We start from the raw sequence: 22,724 nt of genomic DNA, 5'->3' as shown, positions 1-22,724 counted from the left end.
AGAATTTGAACTTGTCTCTAGATTCTTAAGAGAGTAGCTGCTGAACTTGATTAGCTGCCGCTATCCCAGAAGTTAAGGCCGTTTCTAGGGAAGAATTTCTCGATAAATCTCCCCCTTGACACCAATCACCACAGGCAACTAGAGGTAAAGGACTATTAACACTTAAACAGGGTACAGCTAAACCCTGACGGACTAAAGCATAACGCCAACGGTGCAGCTGAGACCAATCGGGGAGAGGCAAAGAAGCACGAGCGAGCAAATCTAGCTTAACTGCTTCTAAATCCTCGCTATCGAGATATTTAACCGCAAAATCGGCACTACTATGCACAACAAAGACATAATCAGGGGATGATTGCCGTTTACTGCTATCAAGTCCTAACCAAGCGATATCGGTGGCGGGAGCAACTGCGGGTAAAGAATCGCCATAACCCGCCATTACCGTTAAACAGGGATCGTAAACGATTGATCGCAATTCTGGCATAGTAGTTATATGAGAGTTTTCTAATAATAACGCCGCTTGCGGGGCGGGAATAGCCAGGACAATCGCCGAAAACTCCCCCCGAATTTGACCGTTATTGTTTAAAACCCATTTTCCTTGACGATTTTCCAGACGAGTAACCAGAAAATCTCGTTCAATTTCTAACCCTTGAGCTAAAAATTTCGCCACGCTATTGATGCCAGAAGGAGCAACATAGCTAGAATCAAACCAAGAAGTAACTATATTCTCTCTCAGAAGATTATCAATTAAAGCCGCCGTTTTTTCCCCCTGAACAGTCAAAAAAGGCAAGCCATGATCCACAGCAATCTCTTGATTAGCTCGATTAACCCGTCGCGTGGCTAAACGACCACCAATGCCTCTAGACTTATCAAATAGCTTAACAGTATAACCTCGATCGCACAACTGACGAGCGCAGGTTAACCCGGCTAAACCCGCACCAATGATCCCAACCTTAATCGAAAAATTTGTCACTAGCCTTCCTAATCCTGTGAACCCTTGAGTTAATATTAGTAGTAATCAGCACTAGCGAAACTGATTTGATTATTGGGGCTGAGGAGGAAAAACCACATTGGACGAACTACGCACAGCTTTGGAGTTAGCCACCGAGGAGGAACTACAGCAAATCACTAACATCCTCTTTTGCCGTCGTTTTAACCCTCTCGATTATCTACGAGCGCCCGACGCAATCGCAGTTCAAAGTCAGGATTGGGAAAGTTGGTTAGATAGCGTTGAGGATCGTTTTCGTTATCTAGCCGCCGATGGTGTGACAGTATTAAAAGGTCAAACGGAAAAAGTTAGTTATCGTCAAATTCTAGTTCGTGTCTGTCATTTCCTCAAGGTTCCCTACTCCCAAAAAATGCCGACAACGGAAATTGAAGCGGAAATCTATCTTCACCTCGTTAACAAAGCTTGGAAACGTCTCCCCCCATCGGAACAAAAATCCCTCTCGATTCAAATTCAAAAAGCACTCGCGGATTGCCGCACTCCCCAACCCTTACCGGTTCACCTACAACACAATCCCCTCGATATAGTCCTCAAAGGCAGTAGCGTCATCGCCGTTAATTCTATCCTGAAACCGATTCTGCTCAAACATATCGCCGGGCAGTTCGCTCTTCATTTTGCCCGCTATCAAGGGGCAAAAACTGCCCTAGTCCAGGGTGGGGCAATTGCTAATCAATTAGCCCTACAAACGGCTAAACAGGGCATGACTAGGGCGGCGGCCCGGTACGGAGCCGTCAGAACCGTGTTAAGTTTGGTAGGACCGGCTTTATGGGGTTGGTTTATTGCTGATCTCGGTTGGAAGGCGATCGCCACCGATTACGGCCGGATTATCCCGACTATTTTTGCCCTTGCCCAAATTCGTCTGACCCGTGACGATTGTTGGCAACCTGCATAGCTTGACATCCTCGCCGCCGTAAAACGGACGGCGATTCCCAAACCTCACGATTTAGGTTTCTGCTTCTTTCCCTTGCGGGGTTCCGCACCTGCCTTAACAGATTTACTCTGTTCTGGTCTTATGGTCGCTCTACAGACTGACACCGCAAGCCCTGCGGCCAAAATATTTTTACTGGCGTTAATATCTCGGTCATGGTGAGTCCCACAGTCTGGACAATCCCATTCTCGAACATTTAACGGCATCTTTTCGACAATATGCCCGCAATTACTACACCTTTTAGAGCTAGGAAACCATCTATCTATTTCGATGTAATTTCTGCCGTACCAACGGCATTTATAGGCTAATTGTCGGGTAATTTCTCCCCAACTAACGTCAGATATTGCCTGAGATAATTTCGGGTTTTTGACCATATTCTTGACGGCTAAATTCTCAACCACAATCGTTTGGTTTTCACGAACTAATTGAGTGGTTAGCTTATGTAAATGGTCTTTTCTGTTATCGGTGATTCGAGCGTGAATTCTGGCTACTTTGATTTTTGCCTTTTCTCGATTTTTTGAGCCTTTCTGTTTTCTAGAAAGGCTTTTTTGTGCCTTTCGCAACCTCTGATAATGTTTGTTAAAATGCTTAGGATTAGATACCTTGTCTCCATCGCTGGTAATCACAAGGCTACTAATTCCTAAGTCAATTCCAATGGCTTTATCGGTTGGGGGTAATGGCTTAATTGTTGGGTCATCAAATCTAATTGAGATATGCCAACGTCCAGAAGGATGTAATCTGACTGTTACTGTGCTTGGGTCACAGCTTTCTGGGATTTGTCTTGACCATCGAATAGGTAAAGGTTCTGTGCATTTAGCTAAATAGATTTGTCTGTCTTTAAATTTAAAGGCTGATTTGGTAAATTCGGCACTTCCTCCCTGATGTTTTTTCTTAAAGTTAGGATACTTAGTACGACCAGCAAAGAAGTTAGTAAAAGCTGTTTGTAGGTGTCTTAACCCTTGTTGTAAAGGTACACAGCTAACTTCGTTTAAAAAGTCTAATTCTTCTTGCTTTTTCCACTCGGTTAGCATTGAAGAAGTTTGAGCGTAGCCTACTCTTTCTTGCTTTTCGTACCATGCTTGTGTTCGTTCGTGGAGAGCTTTATTGTAAACTAATCTTACACAGCCCAATGTGCGCCGCAATAGCGACTCTTGTTCGGGTGTTGGGTAAAATCGAAACGAGTAGGCTTTTTCCATGTCTCACATTCTAACACATATTTCGTAAATGTGCTAATATTTAACAGTAAAGCCGTCGTAGAACGACGGGGTTTCAGACCCAAAATTTTCGATGAAAAAGATTTTTTGTCAAGGGTGGGAGTGGAATTTAATACTTTTTTCAGTTTTTATCGCCATGATGCTGCCGGAGTTGGCGGGTATCGGCATTATTATCGTGTTAATTAGGGTTTTTACCGGCAATTTTCGGGCAATTATCCAGTCACGTCTTAATCAAGGTCTCGGTATCGTCACACTTTGGTTAATGATTAGTGCCAGTCTTTCCCCAACTCCGGGGGATGCTTGGATTGGTTTAGGAAATTTTCTGCCTTTTTTCTTCTTTTTTAGCAATATTCGGCAATTAATTAAAAAACCCTCTCAATTGCGTCAACTAGCTTGGGTGATGGTTATTCCGTCGGTTTGGGTAGTGGTGATGGGATGGGGACAAATTTTTCTCGGTTGGCAAAAACCGGAAGCATTAAAAGGGATTTTTACCTGGCCCTACGGGGTGGGGGGCGAACCTTTGGGGCGGATGTCTTCGGTTTTTATGTATGCTAATCTTTTGGGGGCTTATTTATTAATAACTCTGATTTTAGCGATCGGTTTATTAATTCTAACTTTGCGGCAGTGGCACAGACAAAGAAATAACCTTTTAAATCTCAAAGTCGGGTTTTTAACTTTAACCATATTGATCGACGGTGTAGGGCTATTTTTAAGCAATTCTCGCAATGCTTGGGCCTTAGCCTTTTTAGGAGGCCTAATTTTCGCCCTTTATCTGGGTTGGAATGCCTTAGTCGCCGGTTTTATCCTCTTGGGGGGGGTGATTTCCCTCGCTTCTTGGGGACCAAATCCTTTCAGGGATAGTGTGCGTTTTTTGGTTCCTAGGGCGATTTGGGCGCGATTATCCGATGAAATGTTCCCCAATCGCCCTCTAGCGACTCTCAGATCAACTCAATGGCGTTTTACTCTAGAAATGACCCAAGAAAGACCCCTATTCGGTTGGGGATTACGCAGTTTTACACCTCTCTACGAAAAAAGTCAGGGATTATGGTTAGGTCATCCCCATAATTTATATTTGATGTTAATGGCAGAAACGGGAATTATTGGCTTAATTTTGTTGTCTGTTTGGGTGGGTTGGATTTATGCTCAAGGGTGGCGTTTATTTATCTTTCTACGGCAACAAAAAGCCGGGGGTGAGTTAATTATCTTTACCTATCTGGTGGCCTTTGGTGCTTGCGTTTTGTTTAATCTCGTCGATGTCACCCTCTCCGATGTCAAGATTAATACTATTGTTTGGTTTCTCTTGGCTGCTATTGCCGGGGTGAGTCAAAGGTTAAATTATGAATTATGAATTGGGAAGTGGGGAAGTGGGGAAGTGGGGAAGTGGGGAGAATAAATAAAAATAATCTCCTGAATACTGACTCCTGACTCCTGATACTAAATCTGGTTATTAAAGACTGATTATTTATTCCCCTTTTTGCATGAGTGCATGAGCAGAAAACGGGTTTCTCCGAGAAACCCGTTTTCTGTGCGTTACTCAACGGATTTAGTATGAATGCTGAATTCTAACCCCATGGTAGATGTTGGATTTTTGCAGGAGTTCTATTTTCCGACAAAGATAAGCAAAAATTATTTATTGACTCCACAAACTTGAGAATATTTAAATTAACATTTCGCAATATTTACAAATTCTTAAGAATTAATTGAGAAAGATTTTTATTTAACAACGATGTTATGATGGTTACAGCGATTTTACTGAATTTCATAATGGGTTATTCTGTGCTTTTTTGGACAGCAATGGTTGAAACCCTTGCCACACCTACAAGGTGATCCTAATTAGGACGGGTAAATCAGTCAATTTCACCCACAACGATGATCTTTTTTTTGTGTAGTTTTATTGCAAAAAAAAAGTTTTTTTGACAAAAAGCACAAAGTATGATATGAACCCAACGTATTTCTGGCTGCCAGTAGTTATTGCAGAGTGGGAGTTGTGGAGAAGGGAAAAGGGAGTGCTGGAGCTTTTTTCAGTCAACAGTTAACAAAACGAAAACTTCGCACCTCACCCTTAAGATAACTGCTATAAATAGACTTTTAATAACCAAAGAAAGAAAGGAATAGTCAGAAAACTAGCAAGGGTAGTGACCACAACTGTGCGGGCCATTAAAGCGGCTGAACCACCGAATTCTGTGACTAAAATGACGGTATTAACGGCGGTGGGCATGGCACTCTGTAGGATAAGAATTTTTAGATCCATACCAGTTAATCCTAAACTACTGCCGATCGCAAATGCCAAAAGAGGAGCGACTAAAAGACGCAAACAGGCCCCTAATAATTCTAATTTACCGATCGCTAATTTTTGCTGAGATAATTGAATACCTAGGATAATTAAAGCCAAAGGAATTGCCGCTTGTCCCAGATAGCTAATACTTTTATCTAATTGCAGGGGAAGATGAAAAGAGAAAGTTTGAAAGCTAATGCCGATAAAAATTGACCAGATTAAGGGCAAGCGAAAAACTAGGCGAAATCCTGAAAGAAAGCTTTTTCCTCGCAAATAAGCGGGACTAATACCAAATAAAAGAATACTAGAGCCAATCATATAGATTATCGCTCTTTCCAGTCCGGCCGCACCCAGGGCAAAACTAGCCACAGGTAAACCCATATTACCGTTATTAGGCATCACGGCGGCAGCCATGAGGCTTTTGCGGGTATCAGCATCGAGACTGAGACAATAGGCCATAATTTCGACGACAATCGCCATTACCAGTGAGATAAGAGCAAAGCCTAGGAGAATTAAACCGATATTGCTGCCGGATAAAGTGGTGCGATAGAGTCCATCAATCACCAAAGCGGGGGCAAGAATATACACCGTGATTTGGGAAAGGGAATGCACTTCCACAGTGAGAATTTTTCCTGCTATCACACCGATGAGGATGATAAAACCCACTGGAACAATAGCGGAGAGGATGACAAGCATTAATCAGGTAAAAAGTAAATAGTAAACAGAAAAAAACTGATCTGATTTTTTAACAGATTTCTGTTATATCTTCGTATAAAGATGCGATCGCGCAGTGAAAATCGATACTAGCTAGATAAATATCTGCTCCTTTGCTGTAGGGATAAAGAACCCAGAATCCTTCATCATTGCGACGAAAACAATCCACACTGATGCGTTCTTGACTGATAAGAACGTATTCTTCTAAAGTTTCAAGGGAACGATAGTCGGCAAATTTATCACCCCGGTCAAAGGCAGCCGTAGTGGGGGATAATACTTCTACAATCAAGCGCGGATAACGGATAAAATCTTCCGAGAAAGACCGATTATCTCGCGAGTCGCAAGTGACCACAAGATCGGGATAAAAATAACTATTAGCTATTTCTAGACGAACTTTCATATCTGTGGCATAGACAAGACAACCACTACCCCGCAGCCGGTTTTTTAAAAGTGTGGCTAAGTTGATAATAATCATACCATGGGCTTTACTTGCACCAGCCATGGCGTAGGTTTGACCGCGAATATATTCGTGTTTATCCTTGGCTATTCTCTCCGTTGCTAAATAATCTTCCGGGGAAAGATAGTTATGGTCAAAGTTAGCAATCATTTGGTTAAATCACCTTTATTGTCTCTAAAATCAATTCTAACTCTCGATCGAGGAGCGGTACATTTTCAAAATTTTTCTGACAAACACCTGCAAATTTTGCCGGTTGATCGGCAAATTATTGAGCTAATTGACCTGCTCGGACAATATCTAGTAAAAAAGCCTTATCCCGCCACATAAATCACTTGCGCTGTCCCTAAAATCTCTCGTTGACGAATCCAATTATGACTCTGCTCGATCGATTTTTTCGTTAGCAAATCAACTTTCCGTCCCAATAAATTCTCTAATTCCCGTTTCATCCTCGAAAACTCCAGAAGTCCCCAAGAAACACTATCTTGAAAACTGACCAGTATATCAATATCGCTATCTGGACGAAAATCTTCCCGCAAAACCGATCCGAATAAACACATTTCAGATATCTGCCATTTCTGACAAAATTCGCTGATTATTTGCTGGGGTAGTTCTATTTTCAATTTTTTCACCTCCCTGTCACCGGTAATCAGTGATCGGTTTTCAGATTTAAGGAGAATTATCGCTAACCACACGAAAACCGATATCATAGAGTCCGGCAGTAGCCAGAAATTTGACCCGGTAGGCCGAGCGACATTTGTTAGGGCCATCATTCCAGGAACCCCCCCGTAAAACTCGTCTGTCCCTATCTTCTATTGTGGCTGCTTCGTAGTTATCGCGCCAGTAATCTGCACACCATTCCCTGACATTTCCGTGCAGGTCGTAGAGTCCGAAAGGGTTAGCGACGGCAAACATTCCTACCGGTGTGGTTTCCCTGCGATCGCATCCTAGGGAACCTTCCCCATAACGACCATAACTGCACACTTTGCCGCCATAATCCCAGTCCACCCCGGAATAGTTGGCTAAATCAGTGGAAATTGTCAGGCCAAAGTGGAAGGGGGTTGATGTACCCCCCCGACAAGCGTATTCCCATTCTTTTTCTGCGGGTAAACGATAATTGAGTCCGGTGAGACGGGATAGGCGATCGCAAAATTCCACCGCTTCCCACCAGTTAATTTGTTCTACTGGGCGATCGTAACCTTCAAAATGGGCCGGATAGGGATTAAGTTCAATATTTACTGGTTCTAATTTTGCCACCTCGCGCCATTGTCGTTGGGTAATTGGGTAGCGACTCAGACAAAAGGCCTGAATATTAACCGGAGATTGGGGACTTTGACTCAATTTCCAGCCTAACTCGCTTTTGGGCGCACCGATGAGGTATTGACCGCTAGGGATAGAAATCATTTCTAAAAAGGTTTTTTTGCTTAAAAAATATTTATAACCTCGATTAGTGACTTTTTCCCGTTTAATTTCCTCACCTTTGCCATTAACAGTGACCACTTCATCGGTAAAATCTAACCATTCTCCCATTCTGCACCCCTCTATCGGTTATCGGTTGATCGGGTTAAGCTGCGGGCCTAAAAAAATCCCAAAACCTACCAGTTTAAGAATAACAAGACTTCGATCGCTTATCCCCCGATGAGTTTTAATTTTAATTAATTTTTTGCTTTGACAGCAAATCGGTTTTTAACAGATGGATTGTTTCCCCTCACTTCTCACCTTCCCACTCCCCATATTAATCGCTGGAGTAATTAACAACTTCTGGGACAATCTCTAATTCTTGTTCACCAATTACAGGTAAATGATTTTTCTGTAAACCCATAGCAGTTAAACAAGTATTAAGAGAGTTTATCGCTTGGTTATAATCCTCAATTTTTTGGTGAATTTCTTCCTGTTTGCGGGCATTATTCGCAATTTTTTCCGCTGCTTCCTGTTCTAAAGTTTGTTCTAGATAAGAACGAGCTTGATTGAACTGTTGTAGAATAGTATCCGCTTGTTTTTTTGCCATTGGTATCAATTGATTTTTCAGAGTATTATTAACAGTTTGGCGGAAGTTTTTATGAATTGTTGCTGATACTTTTGGCTCAAAATCTAACTTAAGTAATTGACGGATAGCAGGTTCGGCAGCAAGAATACTTTCACAGTCATAACCTTGGGCAGTTTGTTGCACAGTTTCCCGAAATTGAAAGATCGAAAAAGTGCCTTCGTTGTAAAAATTATGATTTTCTCTTACATAGCGATCACACTCAGTTTTTGCTTCGGAAATCAAGGCATGAATTAACTGCAATTCTAGCTGTTTTAGCTGACTTTCTAGGTGGCCATCATTGCCTAATAAACGATAGATTTGCCGATAATAATCACCTTGTCTTACCGCATCTAAAAGACGCTGACAAAAGCGACTAATTAAACTGGTTGACTCCTCAATTAACACATCTTCTAGCTGGTTAGACAGATAATAAAAAGCTTCCACTAATACTGCTAATAAAGGTGCTGTAGCATTGCGAGGATGAGTTAAAGTCGCTTGCGAGTAAGCATTTTTAACAGAAAAAGTATTTAATAACTCATCCAATCTTGATACCATTCTCGCTTTCAGTTTCTTAAAGTCTTCCTCGAAGTTTTCATCGCTATTAACCACGATAGCATTGACATAACCCTCGATATGTTTAGTTAATTTCTCTCCCACTTCCTTTAACTCTTGATTGAGGTGATTTAACTCCAGAGCTTTCATCGCCTCAATTTCTCGTGGTTGACTTTCTAAATCACTATAAATCCCTTGATAATAATTTTTGAGAGTAATGCAGAGAGATTGTAAATCATCGGCTAAAGTTGCAAACAATTGCGGACGTTTTTCTTCGGTAAGATAACGAGTAATTGCCCTGCGAAATTCTTCGATACCGCTATCAGCAATTAACTGCTCTAGTAAAGGAGTTCCCCACTCGCTTAAAACTCGGAAGTAATTTTTATTAGGAGTTTCATAACCGTGGATGGAAACTTTAAAGGGAGTTGCCAGTAATTTACCGGAGTTGGCACAATAGTTATTAAACTCGCTGACAAATTGCGGTGTTTCTTCTTGTCCTCCTAAATTTTTAACACTTTCGGCAAAGATAGAATCTAACCCATAACGCTGATTAATATTGGTTTGATTTTTCACCTGATACCCATAAAACCCTAAAAGTCCGCTGGTTTTGTAAATGCGGGAAGTATCACGAAATTGCGTTTGAATTAGGTTCTCTAAACGCTGTTTTAGTTGGGCTGAGTACCAGGTTTCATCAATGCGGTTAAAAACATAAAAAACTCGATCACGAATACCAGCATTAGAGCTAATTTTTTCGAGTAATTCCGTTTCTTCTGTGGCTAATTCTCCCGCAGAAGCAGCCTTTAAAACACAAACCACTGCCGAAGTATCAGGATGCTCTATTTTACGATAGGCTAATGCGGCATCTTTTTTGACTGGGGCATCAATACCGGGCAAATCTACCAAAACGTTACCATCTTTAAGGAGAGGATGATGACAGTAATATTCTAGACGTTTTAAGACGGCGCTATTGCTACCACGACGGGCAAAACTTGCCGCTTCTGCTAAATTAGAAAAGTGAAATTGTTCCATGGAATAGGTGGCATTATGCAGCGTATGGATCCGCTCACGATTTTGAGTAAATCCTTCAATTAATAATTTTAAACCCTGAGCTTGTTTAGCTCGCTCGGATTTGCCTTCTCCCCCTTCCTGTTCGATAATTTTTTGACAGTATTGGTTTAACTGACTACAGTATTCGGGGGAATTAATGTTACTGGGATTAGTTAATTGCAGATTTTGACAGACGGTATCGACTAAAGTACGAATTTCTACTTCGCTGAGAAAGGTTAAAACCACTCTTTCCTCATCAGCTTCTGCGTACTCAATATAACATTCTGTACCCGTTGCGTGTCCTTCGGCACTATACAGCAATTCTCGCTCTAAAAGTGCATTGATTAACATTGATTTCCCGGCACTAAAAGCACCGGCAAAAACGATTTCAAATTTGGGAGAAATAACTTTTTGTAGGGCAATTTCTATCTTGCTGGTATCCTGTTGATTGCGGAGAGAGGATTCGCCTTTTAATAGTTCAATTATACTGTTAACATTACCAGCCAGATTACTGCATTGGGGTAAAAGTTCAGTCATGGTAAAACCCAAATCTAGAAGAACAGTGCTATTGTTCCCCAGATTATAACAAAATTCCCTAACTAGATGCCACATCTTTGGTCAGCGATTTAAGCAATCAAAGACAAAGCCATCGTCTTCAATCTAGAATCAGGATTGATTATAATCAATTTAGTACATACAGATTTCCGAGAACCTCCTTAGGTAAAAATTCCCTCCTGAATCCTAGGGTAATGATAATTATGTGGACAAAAATGGCAATAGATAAATTGAGATTAAAAAAAATTCGGCCTATGGGACAGTTGGGATTTTTGTTAGGAACAGTTTTTCTTTTGGGTGGCTGTCATTCTCTGAATGTTATCCAAAATCGTCCCCAACCCTTGCCCCAAGATCAATATATTCAAGTCTATTTTAATTATAATCAAGCCCAGGGTTCAAATTATACCGATCCCTATCGCCAAATTAATCGCCCGGGGGATAATTTAGAACAGGTTATTATTGATCATATCAACTCGGCCAAAAGTTCGATCGATCTAGCGGTGCAAGAGTTACGTTTACCCGCCATCGCTCAAGCTTTAGTTGCTCGTCATCAGCAGGGAATTAAAGTTAGGGTTATTCTCGAAAATATTTACAATAAACCGATTAATAGTTTAGCTAAAAATCAAGAACAATCAAGCGATCGAGAACAGGAACGTTATCAAAACCTTTTTGACTTAGTTGATCTAAATCGAGATGGTAAATTAAGTGCGGAGGAAATCGCCCAAAGAGATGCAATTACTATCCTCAAAAAAGCTGGTATTCCCCTAATTGATGATAGGGCAGATCGCTCAAAAGGTAGCAGTTTAATGCACCATAAATTCATGGTTATTGATAATTACACTACTTTAATCAGTTCAGCTAACTATACCTTAAGTGATATTCATGGAGACTTTTCTAATCCCAAAACTGTCGGGAATGCCAATCACTTATTAGTCATTACTAATCCCCCACTAGCTAGAGTTTTTCAACAAGAATTTAATCTGATGTGGGGAAGGGAAGATCGTCCTAGATTTGGGTTAGATAAACCCCAAAGAAAACCGCAAAAAATTACTATCGGTAATAGTAGTCTGACGGTAAAATTTTCCCCCGATTCTACCACTTATCCCTGGGCAATTACTAGCAATGGTCTCATTGGTGAAACTTTAAATAAAGCTGAAAAATCCGTGAATTTAGCCCTGTTTGTCCTGACGGAACAGCCTCTAGCTAATCTTCTCGCCCAACGACATCAAAAAGGGATAGAAATTAAAGCTTTAATTGATCCTAGTTTTGCCTTCCGATACTATAGCGAAGGATTAGATTTATTAGGAGTTGCTCTCAGTAATAAATGTCGTTATGAACCAGATAATCAGCCTTGGCAAAACCCAATTAATACCCTAGGAGTTCCCGCTCTAGCCCGGGGAGATAAATTACACCATAAATTCGGTTTAATCGATGATAAAATTGTGATTACTGGTTCTCATAATTGGTCAGCAGCTGCTAACCACCAAAACGATGAAGCTTTAGTTATTATCGATAATCCCACTGTTGCCGCTCATTTCGAGCGAGAATTTCAAGATCTTTACCGTACCGCTAAATTAGGACTGCCGGAAACTATTAAAAATCGGATCGAACAGGATAGAAAAAACTGCCCCCAATCTGTAACAATTAAAAGCGATCGCTTAATTAATTTAAACACCGCCACAAAAGAAGAACTAGATACTTTACCCGGTATCAGTGGCAAATTAGCCGAAAAAATTATCGCTGCCCGGCAAGAAAAACCCTTTACTTCCCTAGCAGATTTGGAGCGAGTATCGGGAATCGGTAAGGGAAAAATTAGCAAGCTGCAAGGCAAAGTCAGCTGGTAATGATTGCCTCGTCTGTATTTTTTGCCATAGACAAAAACTAGCAATTTTCCCTTGTTACGGCAAGCTAAGTAGGTAGGTGTTAAAATCGTCAGCCCCCCTTATTAAGGGGGATCCCCCCGCCTATCGGCACCCCCCTTATCAAGGGGGGCAGGGGGGATCGAACCCAAAATCTATCTTCTATTTAATTATAACCACTTATTTACCACAGACAAAAAAGGGTTATTTTAACGGTTCGGGAATACTATCGGAAGGAGCCTCAAACTGTCCGGTAATAACGTATTCTAGACGCAATTTTAGCCAAGTAATAAACTGTTGATTGAGAGAAACAATCGCCGCTGCCGGTTGGGGAGTTTTCTTTTTGATATCGGCAAAAGCGGGAGCATCTAAAAAAGCTGGATTGGCAATTAACCAAAAATCAATTTCTTGACCTTTTTCTTGATAATTCCTGATTCTTTCCTTCAAAACTTCCTTTTCGATCGCTTCTTCTTCTAAAAACTTTTGACTGGCTACCAAATAATAATAAGTTGTCATCATCTTTCCTTTAATTTTTCAGTGTAATTGTTCGTTAGTCGGGAGATTAGCTGATAGCTGATGGCTTTTACAATTGTCCACGCATAGCCAATTTCATTTCCCTAACAGCCCGTTCCAACCCGACCAAAACCGCACGACTGATAATTGTGTGACCAATGTTCAATTCTTCCATATTGGGCAAACAGGCGACGGCATAAACATTCCAATAGGTCAAACCGTGACCAGCATTCACCCGCAAACCGAGAGAGGAAGCGTATTCACAACCTTCTTTAAGAATTGTTAACGATGCTTGACGATCGCTCTCCTGTTGTGCTTCGGCGTATTGACCGGTATGGAGTTCAATAAATTTCGCCCCCGTGTTAGCGGCCGCTTGAATTTGGGCAAAATCGGCATCAATAAACCAACTAACGGGGATATTAGCCGCTTGCAGGCGCTCGACAACCCGACAAAAACGGTCAAAATTGCCCAGCATATCGATCCCCCCTTCCGTGGTCACTTCCTGGCGCTTTTCGGGGACAAGGGTGACATAATCGGGTTTAATATCGAGAGCAATGGCGATCATTTCCTCCGTCGGGGCCATTTCCAGATTCAGATGAGTCCGCACCGTTTGCCGGAGAATCCGCACATCGCGATCTTGGATATGACGACGATCCTCGCGCAAGTGAACGGTAATGCCATCAGCACCACCGATTTCGGCCAAAACTGCCGCCGCCACGGGATCCGGTTCCACGGTGCGGCGCGCTTGGCGAATTGTGGCCACATGGTCGATATTGACACCCAAAGTCAGCAAAGTTGAACCTCCTTGTTTGTTAGTCCAACTTTCCATCTTACCATTGCCGTCAAAAGCGATTACATACTGGGGATATTTAAACCACTGGTCAGTTCTTCCATTTTGCTGCGCATGGTTTCCGTGGAGGCACTATAGGCGACTTTCATGGCTTCTAGAATAGACCCAGCCACAATCTCCAGATCTTGGGAGAGGAGAGCCGGATCGATTTCAATCCCCCGGGGTTCTTGGTTGCCACTGAGATAGACTGTCACCAAGCCATTTTCACTCTGGCCGGGAATTTCCATATTTTCCAGTTCTTCTTGCAGAACTTTGGCCCCTTGTTGCACCTGTTGCGCTTTTTGGAAAGCGTCTTGTAATTCTTTAATCTTACCGAGACCGAATCCGAATCCTTGTCCTTGTGCCATGATGTTTTTTTTGTTTAAGGGGTCACTCAAGGTTTTTATTGTACTGCTTAAGGTGAACTGGGGTCAACTTTTGGCCATTTGAGGGCAAAAAGTGATTATTGACAACGATGACTTTCTGACTGGGTTAAGGTTTGAGGGAACTTGTTCTCTCTTCATCCGTCACGGGATGGTCAGAAAGAGAAATCCGAAAAATTATCCTAACCACTCAGTCGATTACCCCACGCCATAATACAATTGTTGCTTTGACGAGGAGAATAGCAATTTTGAACGCCAAAAAAACGGGAATTTTCTTGACAATTGCCCTAAGTTGTGCTTTAGCGGGGAAAGCGGCGATCGCTAATACTTCCCCTTTGGAGGGGACTCGATGGAAACTAAGGGGGTGGACAGCCGGAAGTTTGGTCAAAGAAACGGAAATTACTGCCGCTTTCCAGAAAAATATCCTCAGTGGTTCGGCCGGATGCAACCAGTATAATACCGGCTATCAAGTCAATGATGACACGCTCAAGGTTAACCAAGCGATCGCTACTACGAAAAAAGCTTGTCCAGAACCGCAGATGAAACAAGAAAATCAATATCTGGCCGCCTTGCAAGGAGTGGAACAATTCCAAGTAACAGCTAAAGGCGATTTACAGTTATTTTATCGTACTCCCGAAGGTTTAGGAATACTCACTTTTACCCCCGCACCGACCACCACGCGCACGGAAAAGACAATTTATATCAATTCTCGGAAACAACCCTGTAGCCAAGGCCCAACCAAAGACTGTTTACAGATTCGAGAAAAACCAGAGGAAAACTGGAGATTGTTCCCTAATAGTATCGAGGGATTTGATTATAAACCGGGATTTTTATATCAAATTAAAGTTAGCGTTGAAACCGTCTCCAATCCAGCTAATAATCAAAATTCGGAAACATGGAAGCTATTAGAAGTTATTAGCCAAACCCCAGAAAAAGAGACTCCGCGAGCTTGGTTTGATCGACCGTTAACTAATTGGAATAAAGCCAAGGCACCTATCCCCAAATCTCCCGTTAAAACCGTGATTGATAACCAGTGTCGTGAACAGGTTCGTCCGGCAATTACTGCCAATGAACAAGCGCTTAATAAAGCGGGATGGTTACTGTACGGGGCCGTGCAAACCTATGGTAAAACTAGCATTATTTCGGCCATGAGTGGAGTGGATGGAATGTGCCGACCGATGGGTTATCAAGACTTTGTTTTTGTCGATGGTAAATTCGCTGGCACTCTTTCCCCGCGACCGATGGATTCCCGCACTGATGGAGCATCTCAGAGAATTGTTTTACAAAATAGCGATCGAATTATTGTGGTTTTTAATCGCTATAAAGACACGGATCCTCTCTGTTGTCCTTCCCAATTAAGTCGCGTTGTTTATCAAATCGAAACAGTCAGCGGAGTGCCAGTGGTTGTTCCCAAAGAAGCGGAAACAGAAGCGGTGAGAAACTAATTCAGTTATCAGTTATCAGTTATCAGTGAGATAGGGAGATAGGGAGATAGGGAGATAGGGAGATAGGGAGAAAAAGACTGGCAGCTAAGTGGGTGGGTGGAATTAAATATAAGATGAACGTAGGTTGGGTTGAAGCATGAAACTCAACGCCCGATTATGTTACGCTACCGCTAACCCATCCTACAAATAATTGTGCCTCCCTACTTAATAGCTTCCTTTTTTATTATATCTCCCGCAAAATTGAGTTTTTAATCGCAGACTTGCTCTTAAAGTCCTTAATTTAAGGATTTTTCCAGAAAAAGATCGCTTTTCTACTGCCAGAAAATAATCTATTTCTTTCTGCTTCTCCTGACTCGGAGAATACTGACTCGGAGACTCCTCACTTAACGGAAGATTTTTAATTTATGCAGCAGGTTTAGTGATTAGGCACTGATACTAGATAAGTAGTTATAGAACTCTAATAACTCCTCGTTAGTTAGCAGTAAACGGGACTTTTTGCCATAGGTAGAAATCAGGTATTCCCGACCTTTTTCTGTAGTCCAAGCTAATCGTTTCATCTCCACATCAATTTTAGTTTTAAGCACTGAATAATCGATTTCTTCGGGAATAACAACAACTGGTTCCGGTTCTGGGGGTTCTTCTTCAGTTAAACTCGCTTCTTCTGGCAATTCTGATAATAAGGAGTAATTATCGGTTTCCGTTTCTAATAATAAAGGCTCTGGTTCCGGTAAAGGAATATCCTGAACTTGGGGTAATTCCGGTTCAATTTTAGCTGGGGGAATATCCTTAACTTGAGGTAATTCCGGTTCAATTTTAGCCGGGGGAATATCCTTAACTTGGGGTAATTCCGGTTCAATTTTAGCCGGGGGAATATCCTTAACTTGGGGTAATTCCAGTTCAATTTTAGCTTCAGGACGAGGTGTTTCAGTGACTTTAGCCGTTTTGGTCGATTTTTTGGCACTAGGGACGGGTTTAGGTAAATCTTCTGGTAGAGAAATATTATTGGGGCTGATTTTTTCCACAGGCTGGAGATCGGGGGTGTTTTCAGCCTCTAAAAGCAGTAAAGCTCGTTCTCTGGCTCTATCTTCGGCTATTTCCACCGTATCTGCTGCAGCTAAACCTGTAACGACCGTTTTTCCCTCAATTTCGACGCTCGCTTTCACAATATACTTGCCGTGATCGATTTGAACTAACTCACTAATCAGGGCAACTTGGGGGTAACGTTGGCGTAACTTTTGCAACATGGTGACTTTTTCGAGTTCTTTTGTACTTATATTAGAACACTCTATCGTAATTGTGGAAAAATGTAGCAAGTTCTTGCTAAGATCAAAGATTAGATAAAATTTTCAGTCCTAGGATTAGCCTTGCCCATAGTAACAAGATTCTACTAGGCTGAAGCTTCTGCCAGAAAGACTAGCGATCGCCAAAAAGTTGCCGGTGTTCGCTATTGGCTTATACTAACGAAGGCTTCGATAATTCTCAGGGTAGGTTCGGGTGTTCGATGCTTGGTCAGTTTACCTTCACTGTCACCACCAGCGACCGCAATTACCCCGACAGAGATAATCTCTCGAGTCAATGGTTTGTTTAAATCAATCCTCTCATTATATAAGTATTTAAACTTAATTGTCCACCATTCCGTCAGTGTCTTGTAAGTAAGGATTATTGTTAGATGGACTTCTCGATCGCCACACTCCTCTCTCATCTTAGTGATGATAAATTAGCTACGGGTAAACTTCTCGAAAAAAAACTGGGCTGCGAAGACGATCCCGAAAGCTGCGAAAAATTGCAAGTGATTCTCGATGCTTTGGAACGTCTGGGAATGGTTGTCAAAGAACGCGGGCGCTATCGTCGTGTGATCGAGGAAAATGTCGTAGAAGCAAAGCTGCGCTGTTCCAGTAAAGAATTTTGCTTTGCTATCCAAGATATCGAAGATGCTGATGACATCTACGTCTCGAAAAATCATTTAAGTAACGCTTGGAATGGCGATCGAGTTTTAGTCAAAATCATCCGCGAGGGGACCCGTCGTCGTTCCCCGGAGGGAGAGGTGAGATTAATTCTCGAACGGGCTAATCCTTCGCTTCTAGCGCAAGTAAAACAGGAAAATGAGCGGTTTGTGGCGGTTCCCCTGGATGATCGCCTGAAATTTACCCTTAATCTCCTCGAAAACGGTCAAAATCTCCAAGAAAACATCGATCACCTCGTTCATGTTTCCGTCCTCCGTTATCCCCTAGGGGAAATGCCTCCCATCGGTAAAGTTACTCGTGTTCTCGGTTCCACGGCCGAGGCCGCTGCCGACACCGATATCGTCTCCTGTAAACACGATCTACCCCATAATTTTCCGCCAGAAGCCCTCGAAATTGCCGATAATTTAGCGGATTTCTTCGATAGTGGCGAAAAAGAACAACTGCGAGATTTAACCCAATTTTTCACTTTTACCATCGAAGATGACAACCCCCTGGATTATCCCCCGATCATTGAAAATGCCTTTTCTTTAGAGAAAATCAACCAAAATCGCTGGCGAGTCGCCATTCATATCAGCGATGTGGCCCGTTACATTGAACGGGGCGGATTATTGGATAAAGTTGCCAAAAAACGGGGAACTGCCGTCTATTTAGGCGAAAAAGTGCTGCCATTAGTTCCAGCTGCCCTTACCAGTCGTTGTTCCCTGTCACCGCAAGAACAGCGCCCCGCTATTTCTATCCTCGTCACCCTCGATGACAAGGGGGAGCTAGTGGAGTACGAAATCACCCGCAGCCTCATCCAAGTGGATCAACATTTTACCTATCAACAGGTGCGCGATCTGCTCAGTGAAGAAGATAGCGCAGCTGCCCCCACCGATACCGTTGAAACCCTGAAAGATTTATTTTTTAGCGTTTGCCCCACCCTAAAATCCCAACGTCTGCAGCGGGGTAGTTTTGATATTCAATTAGACAAAATCTCTCCCTACAAAGACGAAGGACGGGGGGGGACTGTTCTCGCTTCTAATAATTTACCGGCCCGTTCTTTACTGACAGAAGTGGCAATTTTAGCCGGCAAAGTTGTCGCTGAACATTTACAGGCCTTAAAATTGCCCTGTATCTACTGTGGACAATCGGAACCGGATTGGGATGAATTGGAGGATTTACTCAAATTGGCCAATAATTTAGGGGCAGAATTAAATTTAACTGCCGAGGAGGAGATTAAACCCAATGACTATCAAAATCTCACCCGCACTTTTTCCGCTTCCTCATCGGTGAAAGTCCTCAATTATCTGCTGCAAGAAACTCTCAAATTAGTTAGATATAGTAGTCATCCTCTGCCCCATTTTGGTTTGGCCTATCCTAGCAATTATACCCACTGTCTCTCACCCCTACAAAGATATGCCGATCTTTGGGTACAACGGGTGTTAAAACTCCTATTAACCGAGGGGAAAGATCGCCGCAGCAAAATCGTCAAAGTCGGGGTTAATTTGGGCAGTAATAGCTGTCATGGACAGATTCATTGGAATATTCTCCCAAGTCAAATTCAGGAGGAGTTAGAAGAAGAAAGCCATCTAATTGTTTCCCATCTCAATGATCGCTCAAAAATTGCCGAAGATGCGGAAAAAGACCTAGAAGGATTGAAAAAAGCCGAGAAAATGAAAGAAAAAATGGGTCAAGTTTTTCGCGGCTTAATTACTGGTGTACAATCCTATGGTTTCTTCGTGGAAATTTCCGATTTATTAGTGGAAGGGTTGGTCCATGTTTCTTCTCTCAAGGATGATTGGTATGAATATCGCGCCCGTCATAGCTGTTTGGTAGGACGGAAAAATCGCGTTGCCTATCGTCTCGGTGATGAGGTAGAAGTGGAGATAAAAGATGTAGACTATTATCGTCAGCAAATCGATCTAGTTACGGTTAGCGGTGGCAGTTCAGCAAGTTATGACGACTTAGAAGAAGATTAATTATGAATCAATTAACCACCGAAAAAATCGGGAAAACCCGCTTTATTCTGCCCTTTTTATGCGGTATTTTTCTCTTTTTAACTGGCTGTGTCCGTTACGATGTGGGCATTAATTTTCCCCACCAACACCACGGGGAAATTATTCAACATATCACCCTCGGACAACGTTTAACCAGTCTCAGTCAAACCGAAGCCACTAAATGGTTAAATAGTATCGAACAGAGGGCAAAATTACTTAAGGGGAAAACCGATCATATTTCCGAACGAGAAATAATTGTCACTATTCCCTTTAGTAATAGTCAGGAATTAGAGGAAAAATTCAATCAATTTTTTGATCCTAGTTCTTCCTTTAAAATCAAAAATTCCGCTAATACTGATGATATAAAGTTACTGCAACTGGATTCAAAACTGGCAGTTACAGAACAAGATTGGTTCTTTTTGACCCAGAAAAACTTAAAATTAACCGTTGATTTGCGGGCTTTGGGTGTACTTTCCGAACAGGGAAATATTATCATTAGCCCCGGTTCCTTAGTTGATATCGACTTCGCTTTAAAGACTCCCTTAGCCGGTCAAAATATTGAAGATGACTCAGGATTAAATCCCCCAGTAGAACAAGTTGACAATCAGTTAATTTGGCATTTAAAACCGGGAGAAATTAACACCATTGCGGCAGCTTTTTGGGTTCCTAACTATTTAGGTATCGGCACAATAGTTATTGTTTTAATAACAGGTTTTGCCTATTACTTGAAATATAAACGCTTGCCCGGTGTATCCCCATCGACTTAAATTGAGAGGGCAACTATTGACCGGGATTTAATGATCAATGAGGGGAAAATTAGCCAACTCTAAAACTGATCTAAAAATTGGACCGCAATAGGGAAAATCTTGGCTAGGATCAAATCATAGTCACAATTGAGACTAGACGGGTTTCCCTTTTTTACTTTATTACTGGCAATTACAGTTATGGTTAGCAATATTCCCTTTTCTATCCCCGAACATAGCCTCGATCGAGATTGTACCACCCTCTCCCGTCACGTCCTGCAACAACTACAAAGCTTTTCCTCCGACGCGCAGGATTTAAGCGCAATTATGAGTCGGATTGCCCTAGCGGGGAAATTAATTGCCCGTCGTCTCAGTAAAGCGGGATTAATGGCGGATGTGCTAGGTTTTACTGGAGAAACCAACGTCCAAGGGGAATCAGTCAAGAAAATGGACGTTTTTGCCAATGAAGTATTTATCTCGGTTTTTAAGCAAAGTGGTTTAGTTTGCCGTCTTGCTTCCGAGGAAATGGATAAACCCTATTATATCCCAGAAAACTGTCCCATCGGTCGCTATACCCTACTCTACGACCCGATCGATGGTTCTTCCAATGTGGATATTAACCTAAATGTGGGTTCGATTTTTGCCATCCGTCAACAGGAAGACAATGATTTAGACGGAGAGGCGCGGGATTTACTGCAAAATGGTCGTCAACAAATCGCCGCCGGTTATATTCTCTACGGACCCTCGACTATCTTAGTTTACTCGATCGGTCGCGGTGTTCATGCCTTTGTCCTTGACCCCAGTTTAGGGGAATTTATCCTTGCCCAAGAGAATATTATTATCCCCGATCACGGTCCGATTTATAGTACCAATGAGGGCAATTTTTGGCAGTGGGATGAGGCAATTCGCGACTATACTCGTTATGTCCACCGTCATGATGGTTACACGGCCCGTTACAGTGGGGCATTAGTGGGAGATATCCATCGAATTTTAATGCAGGGTGGAGTTTTTCTCTATCCGGGTACTGTTAAAAATCCCCAGGGAAAATTGCGCTTAATTTATGAAACTGCACCCCTTGCTTTTTTAATTGAACAGGCAGGAGGTAAAGCTAGTGATGGGGTGACAAATCTTTTAGATATCGTTCCCGATAAATTACACACACGCACACCTTTAGTGATCGGTAGTGTCGAAGATGTTAAATTGGTGGAGTCTTTTATCGCTGATCGTCGTCATCGCGATCGAGTTTAACTTATAGTTTTATTTAGAGATATTGACATGGATTTACAAGCTCTGAAGTGGACTAAAAATGTAAGGCGACACGATGGTACATGGGCATATCGGGAATATAAGGTTTCTGATCCCTTCAAACTGGCATGGAAAGACGATGAAGTCAATGCCAATAAACCCGAAAAAGATAGTTTGATACTGCTCAGACAGCGAGGGTATGTTACCCATTTAGTAAAAGTTCTCGACTGCAAAGCCAAACGTGAAATTGGCAAGGATAATTACGACATCTATCGAATTGTTGAGGTGCTTTGGGCTATTGATTTTGATAATCCACCTGTATCAGCAAAAGCAGATGCGATGTTTGATTATCGAGTCAGGTATCAGGGTGGGAAGGTGATGGAATTGGAGAAGTTACCAACTTTCAGACAGCGTTGGGATGACGATGGCGGTTTGGGGGGATTCCAAACTTACATTCAGAATTTATTGGGGCTGTCAAGCAATAACTAAGAGCCTTGTTAAGCTTGTGTTATAGTATTGAGCAGATATAGGGTAACTGCTATGACTGCTATAGTTCAGGAACTTTTAGATACCTTTGACCGCTTGACAGACTCAGAGCGGTTAGATTTGCTATTAGAGATTCTGAAGCGGACAATTCACCTGGATTTTCCGCCCTTATCTGATGAAGATCTAGTCCTCAATGCCGAGGGAATTTTTCTAGAATTAGACGATAGTTATAGAAAAAATCAGAGCAGCTCAAACTCCACCTCAAGCGGAGAATATTTATTCTCTTGAATATCAACCAATAACAAGAGAACTTCAAGCTAAGTATTGTGAATTTTTGTCTGCTGATAGCTTAAAAAAATGGCCTATTATGATAATTATTTACAGGGTTTTATCCAGAAATGTTGAATCTCGTAACAAAACTTTACATTTAAGAACATGACAACCCCAGAACGCCATTTTTCAGATTGAATAGACAATTTTCCTAAACCAGTGTACATAGCTGATATGTTGACA

The 22,724-nt window shown here is 42.0% G+C and carries 22 protein-coding genes; 10 read left to right on the top strand and 12 right to left on the bottom strand.

Annotation, left to right across the window (positions count from 1 at the left end; genetic code table 11):
- Positions 1-25: 25 nt before the first annotated feature.
- Complete coding sequence (locus H6G48_RS13400; RefSeq protein WP_190722164.1) at positions 26-970, bottom strand: NAD(P)/FAD-dependent oxidoreductase; 945 nt, start codon at positions 968-970, stop codon at positions 26-28.
- 97 nt (positions 971-1,067) lie between these two features.
- On the opposite strand from H6G48_RS13400, the gene H6G48_RS13395 reads away from it, so the two are divergent.
- Positions 1,068-1,895: a YaaW family protein gene (locus tag H6G48_RS13395; protein ID WP_190722163.1), complete on the top strand. Its 828-nt coding sequence runs from the start codon at positions 1,068-1,070 to the stop codon at positions 1,893-1,895.
- Positions 1,896-1,939: 44 nt separating this feature from the next.
- Here the strand turns inward: H6G48_RS13395 and H6G48_RS13390 are convergent, their stop codons facing one another.
- Complete coding sequence (locus tag H6G48_RS13390; protein WP_190722162.1) at positions 1,940-3,127, bottom strand: RNA-guided endonuclease InsQ/TnpB family protein; 1,188 nt, start codon at positions 3,125-3,127, stop codon at positions 1,940-1,942.
- A 91-nt stretch (positions 3,128-3,218) separates the two neighbouring features.
- Here H6G48_RS13390 and H6G48_RS13385 point away from each other — a divergent pair, with 91 nt between their 5' ends.
- The gene (locus tag H6G48_RS13385; RefSeq protein ID WP_190722161.1) at positions 3,219-4,493 is read left to right on the top strand and encodes an O-antigen ligase family protein; all 1,275 of its coding nucleotides are present in this window, start codon (positions 3,219-3,221) and stop codon (positions 4,491-4,493) included.
- A 726-nt stretch (positions 4,494-5,219) separates the two neighbouring features.
- Here H6G48_RS13385 and H6G48_RS13380 read toward each other — a convergent pair.
- Positions 5,220-6,116: an AEC family transporter gene (locus H6G48_RS13380; protein ID WP_190722160.1), complete on the bottom strand. Its 897-nt coding sequence runs from the start codon at positions 6,114-6,116 to the stop codon at positions 5,220-5,222.
- 49 nt (positions 6,117-6,165) lie between these two features.
- On the bottom strand, positions 6,166-6,741 hold the full coding sequence (locus tag H6G48_RS13375; RefSeq protein ID WP_190722159.1) for a Uma2 family endonuclease: 576 nt from the start codon (positions 6,739-6,741) through the stop codon (positions 6,166-6,168).
- On the opposite strand from H6G48_RS13375, the gene H6G48_RS13370 reads away from it, so the two are divergent.
- A complete protein-coding gene (locus tag H6G48_RS13370; protein ID WP_147068682.1) occupies positions 6,721-6,918 on the top strand; it encodes a hypothetical protein in 198 nt (65 codons plus the stop codon). The two genes, H6G48_RS13375 and H6G48_RS13370, sit on opposite strands and share 21 nt — an antisense overlap.
- Here H6G48_RS13370 and H6G48_RS13365 read toward each other — a convergent pair.
- From H6G48_RS13365 to H6G48_RS13355, 3 genes are all read right to left on the bottom strand, one after another.
- On the bottom strand, positions 6,903-7,211 hold the full coding sequence (locus H6G48_RS13365; protein ID WP_002733690.1) for a nucleotidyltransferase family protein: 309 nt from the start codon (positions 7,209-7,211) through the stop codon (positions 6,903-6,905). The genes H6G48_RS13370 and H6G48_RS13365 overlap by 16 nt on opposite strands.
- A gap of 46 nt (positions 7,212-7,257) precedes the next feature.
- On the bottom strand, positions 7,258-8,118 hold the full coding sequence (locus H6G48_RS13360) for a formylglycine-generating enzyme family protein (protein WP_002761399.1): 861 nt from the start codon (positions 8,116-8,118) through the stop codon (positions 7,258-7,260).
- Positions 8,119-8,323: 205 nt separating this feature from the next.
- Positions 8,324-10,750, bottom strand: a complete 2,427-nt coding sequence (locus H6G48_RS13355; RefSeq protein ID WP_190722170.1) for a dynamin-like GTPase family protein — start codon at positions 10,748-10,750, stop codon at positions 8,324-8,326.
- A 221-nt stretch (positions 10,751-10,971) separates the two neighbouring features.
- Between H6G48_RS13355 and H6G48_RS13350 the strand changes: the two genes are divergently transcribed.
- Positions 10,972-12,612 carry a DUF655 domain-containing protein gene (locus H6G48_RS13350; protein WP_190722158.1) on the top strand — a complete coding sequence of 547 codons (1,641 nt, stop codon included), beginning with the start codon at positions 10,972-10,974 and terminating at the stop codon, positions 12,610-12,612.
- Between the two features lie 219 nt (positions 12,613-12,831).
- On the opposite strand, the gene H6G48_RS13345 is transcribed toward H6G48_RS13350, so the two are convergent.
- From H6G48_RS13345 to H6G48_RS13335, 3 genes are all read right to left on the bottom strand, one after another.
- Positions 12,832-13,143 carry an MgPME-cyclase complex family protein gene (locus H6G48_RS13345; protein WP_045358973.1) on the bottom strand — a complete coding sequence of 104 codons (312 nt, stop codon included), beginning with the start codon at positions 13,141-13,143 and terminating at the stop codon, positions 12,832-12,834.
- A gap of 67 nt (positions 13,144-13,210) precedes the next feature.
- Entirely contained in the window at positions 13,211-13,933 is a 723-nt protein-coding gene (locus H6G48_RS13340) for a pyridoxine 5'-phosphate synthase (protein WP_199328810.1), read from the bottom strand.
- 59 nt (positions 13,934-13,992) lie between these two features.
- The gene (locus tag H6G48_RS13335) at positions 13,993-14,337 is read right to left on the bottom strand and encodes a YbaB/EbfC family nucleoid-associated protein (RefSeq protein WP_002761406.1); all 345 of its coding nucleotides are present in this window, start codon (positions 14,335-14,337) and stop codon (positions 13,993-13,995) included.
- Between the two features lie 263 nt (positions 14,338-14,600).
- Between H6G48_RS13335 and H6G48_RS13330 the strand changes: the two genes are divergently transcribed.
- On the top strand, positions 14,601-15,797 hold the full coding sequence (locus tag H6G48_RS13330; protein ID WP_199328809.1) for a DUF4377 domain-containing protein: 1,197 nt from the start codon (positions 14,601-14,603) through the stop codon (positions 15,795-15,797).
- A 422-nt stretch (positions 15,798-16,219) separates the two neighbouring features.
- On the opposite strand, the gene H6G48_RS13325 is transcribed toward H6G48_RS13330, so the two are convergent.
- Complete coding sequence (locus H6G48_RS13325) at positions 16,220-17,041, bottom strand: hypothetical protein (RefSeq protein WP_190722157.1); 822 nt, start codon at positions 17,039-17,041, stop codon at positions 16,220-16,222.
- Positions 17,042-17,241: 200 nt separating this feature from the next.
- Positions 17,242-17,373: a hypothetical protein gene (locus H6G48_RS26865; protein ID WP_277925611.1), complete on the bottom strand. Its 132-nt coding sequence runs from the start codon at positions 17,371-17,373 to the stop codon at positions 17,242-17,244.
- A gap of 93 nt (positions 17,374-17,466) precedes the next feature.
- Between H6G48_RS26865 and H6G48_RS13320 the strand changes: the two genes are divergently transcribed.
- The 5 genes from H6G48_RS13320 to H6G48_RS13300 all read left to right on the top strand — a co-directional run bounded on the left by H6G48_RS13320 (position 17,467) and on the right by H6G48_RS13300 (position 22,499).
- Entirely contained in the window at positions 17,467-19,719 is a 2,253-nt protein-coding gene (locus H6G48_RS13320) for a ribonuclease R family protein (RefSeq protein WP_190722156.1), read from the top strand.
- Between the two features lie 2 nt (positions 19,720-19,721).
- Complete coding sequence (locus tag H6G48_RS13315; RefSeq protein ID WP_190722155.1) at positions 19,722-20,504, top strand: DUF3153 domain-containing protein; 783 nt, start codon at positions 19,722-19,724, stop codon at positions 20,502-20,504.
- Positions 20,505-20,681: 177 nt separating this feature from the next.
- Entirely contained in the window at positions 20,682-21,728 is a 1,047-nt protein-coding gene (fbp, locus tag H6G48_RS13310) for a class 1 fructose-bisphosphatase (RefSeq protein ID WP_190722154.1), read from the top strand.
- A gap of 27 nt (positions 21,729-21,755) precedes the next feature.
- The gene (locus H6G48_RS13305) at positions 21,756-22,214 is read left to right on the top strand and encodes a hypothetical protein (RefSeq protein WP_190722153.1); all 459 of its coding nucleotides are present in this window, start codon (positions 21,756-21,758) and stop codon (positions 22,212-22,214) included.
- Between the two features lie 51 nt (positions 22,215-22,265).
- On the top strand, positions 22,266-22,499 hold the full coding sequence (locus tag H6G48_RS13300) for a hypothetical protein (protein ID WP_002796733.1): 234 nt from the start codon (positions 22,266-22,268) through the stop codon (positions 22,497-22,499).
- Positions 22,500-22,724 lie beyond the last annotated feature (225 nt).

This window comes from Microcystis flos-aquae FACHB-1344 (assembly GCF_014698375.1).
Lineage (GTDB): Bacteria > Cyanobacteriota > Cyanobacteriia > Cyanobacteriales > Microcystaceae > Microcystis > Microcystis aeruginosa.
This window is presented reverse-complemented; position numbering and strand designations above follow the sequence as displayed.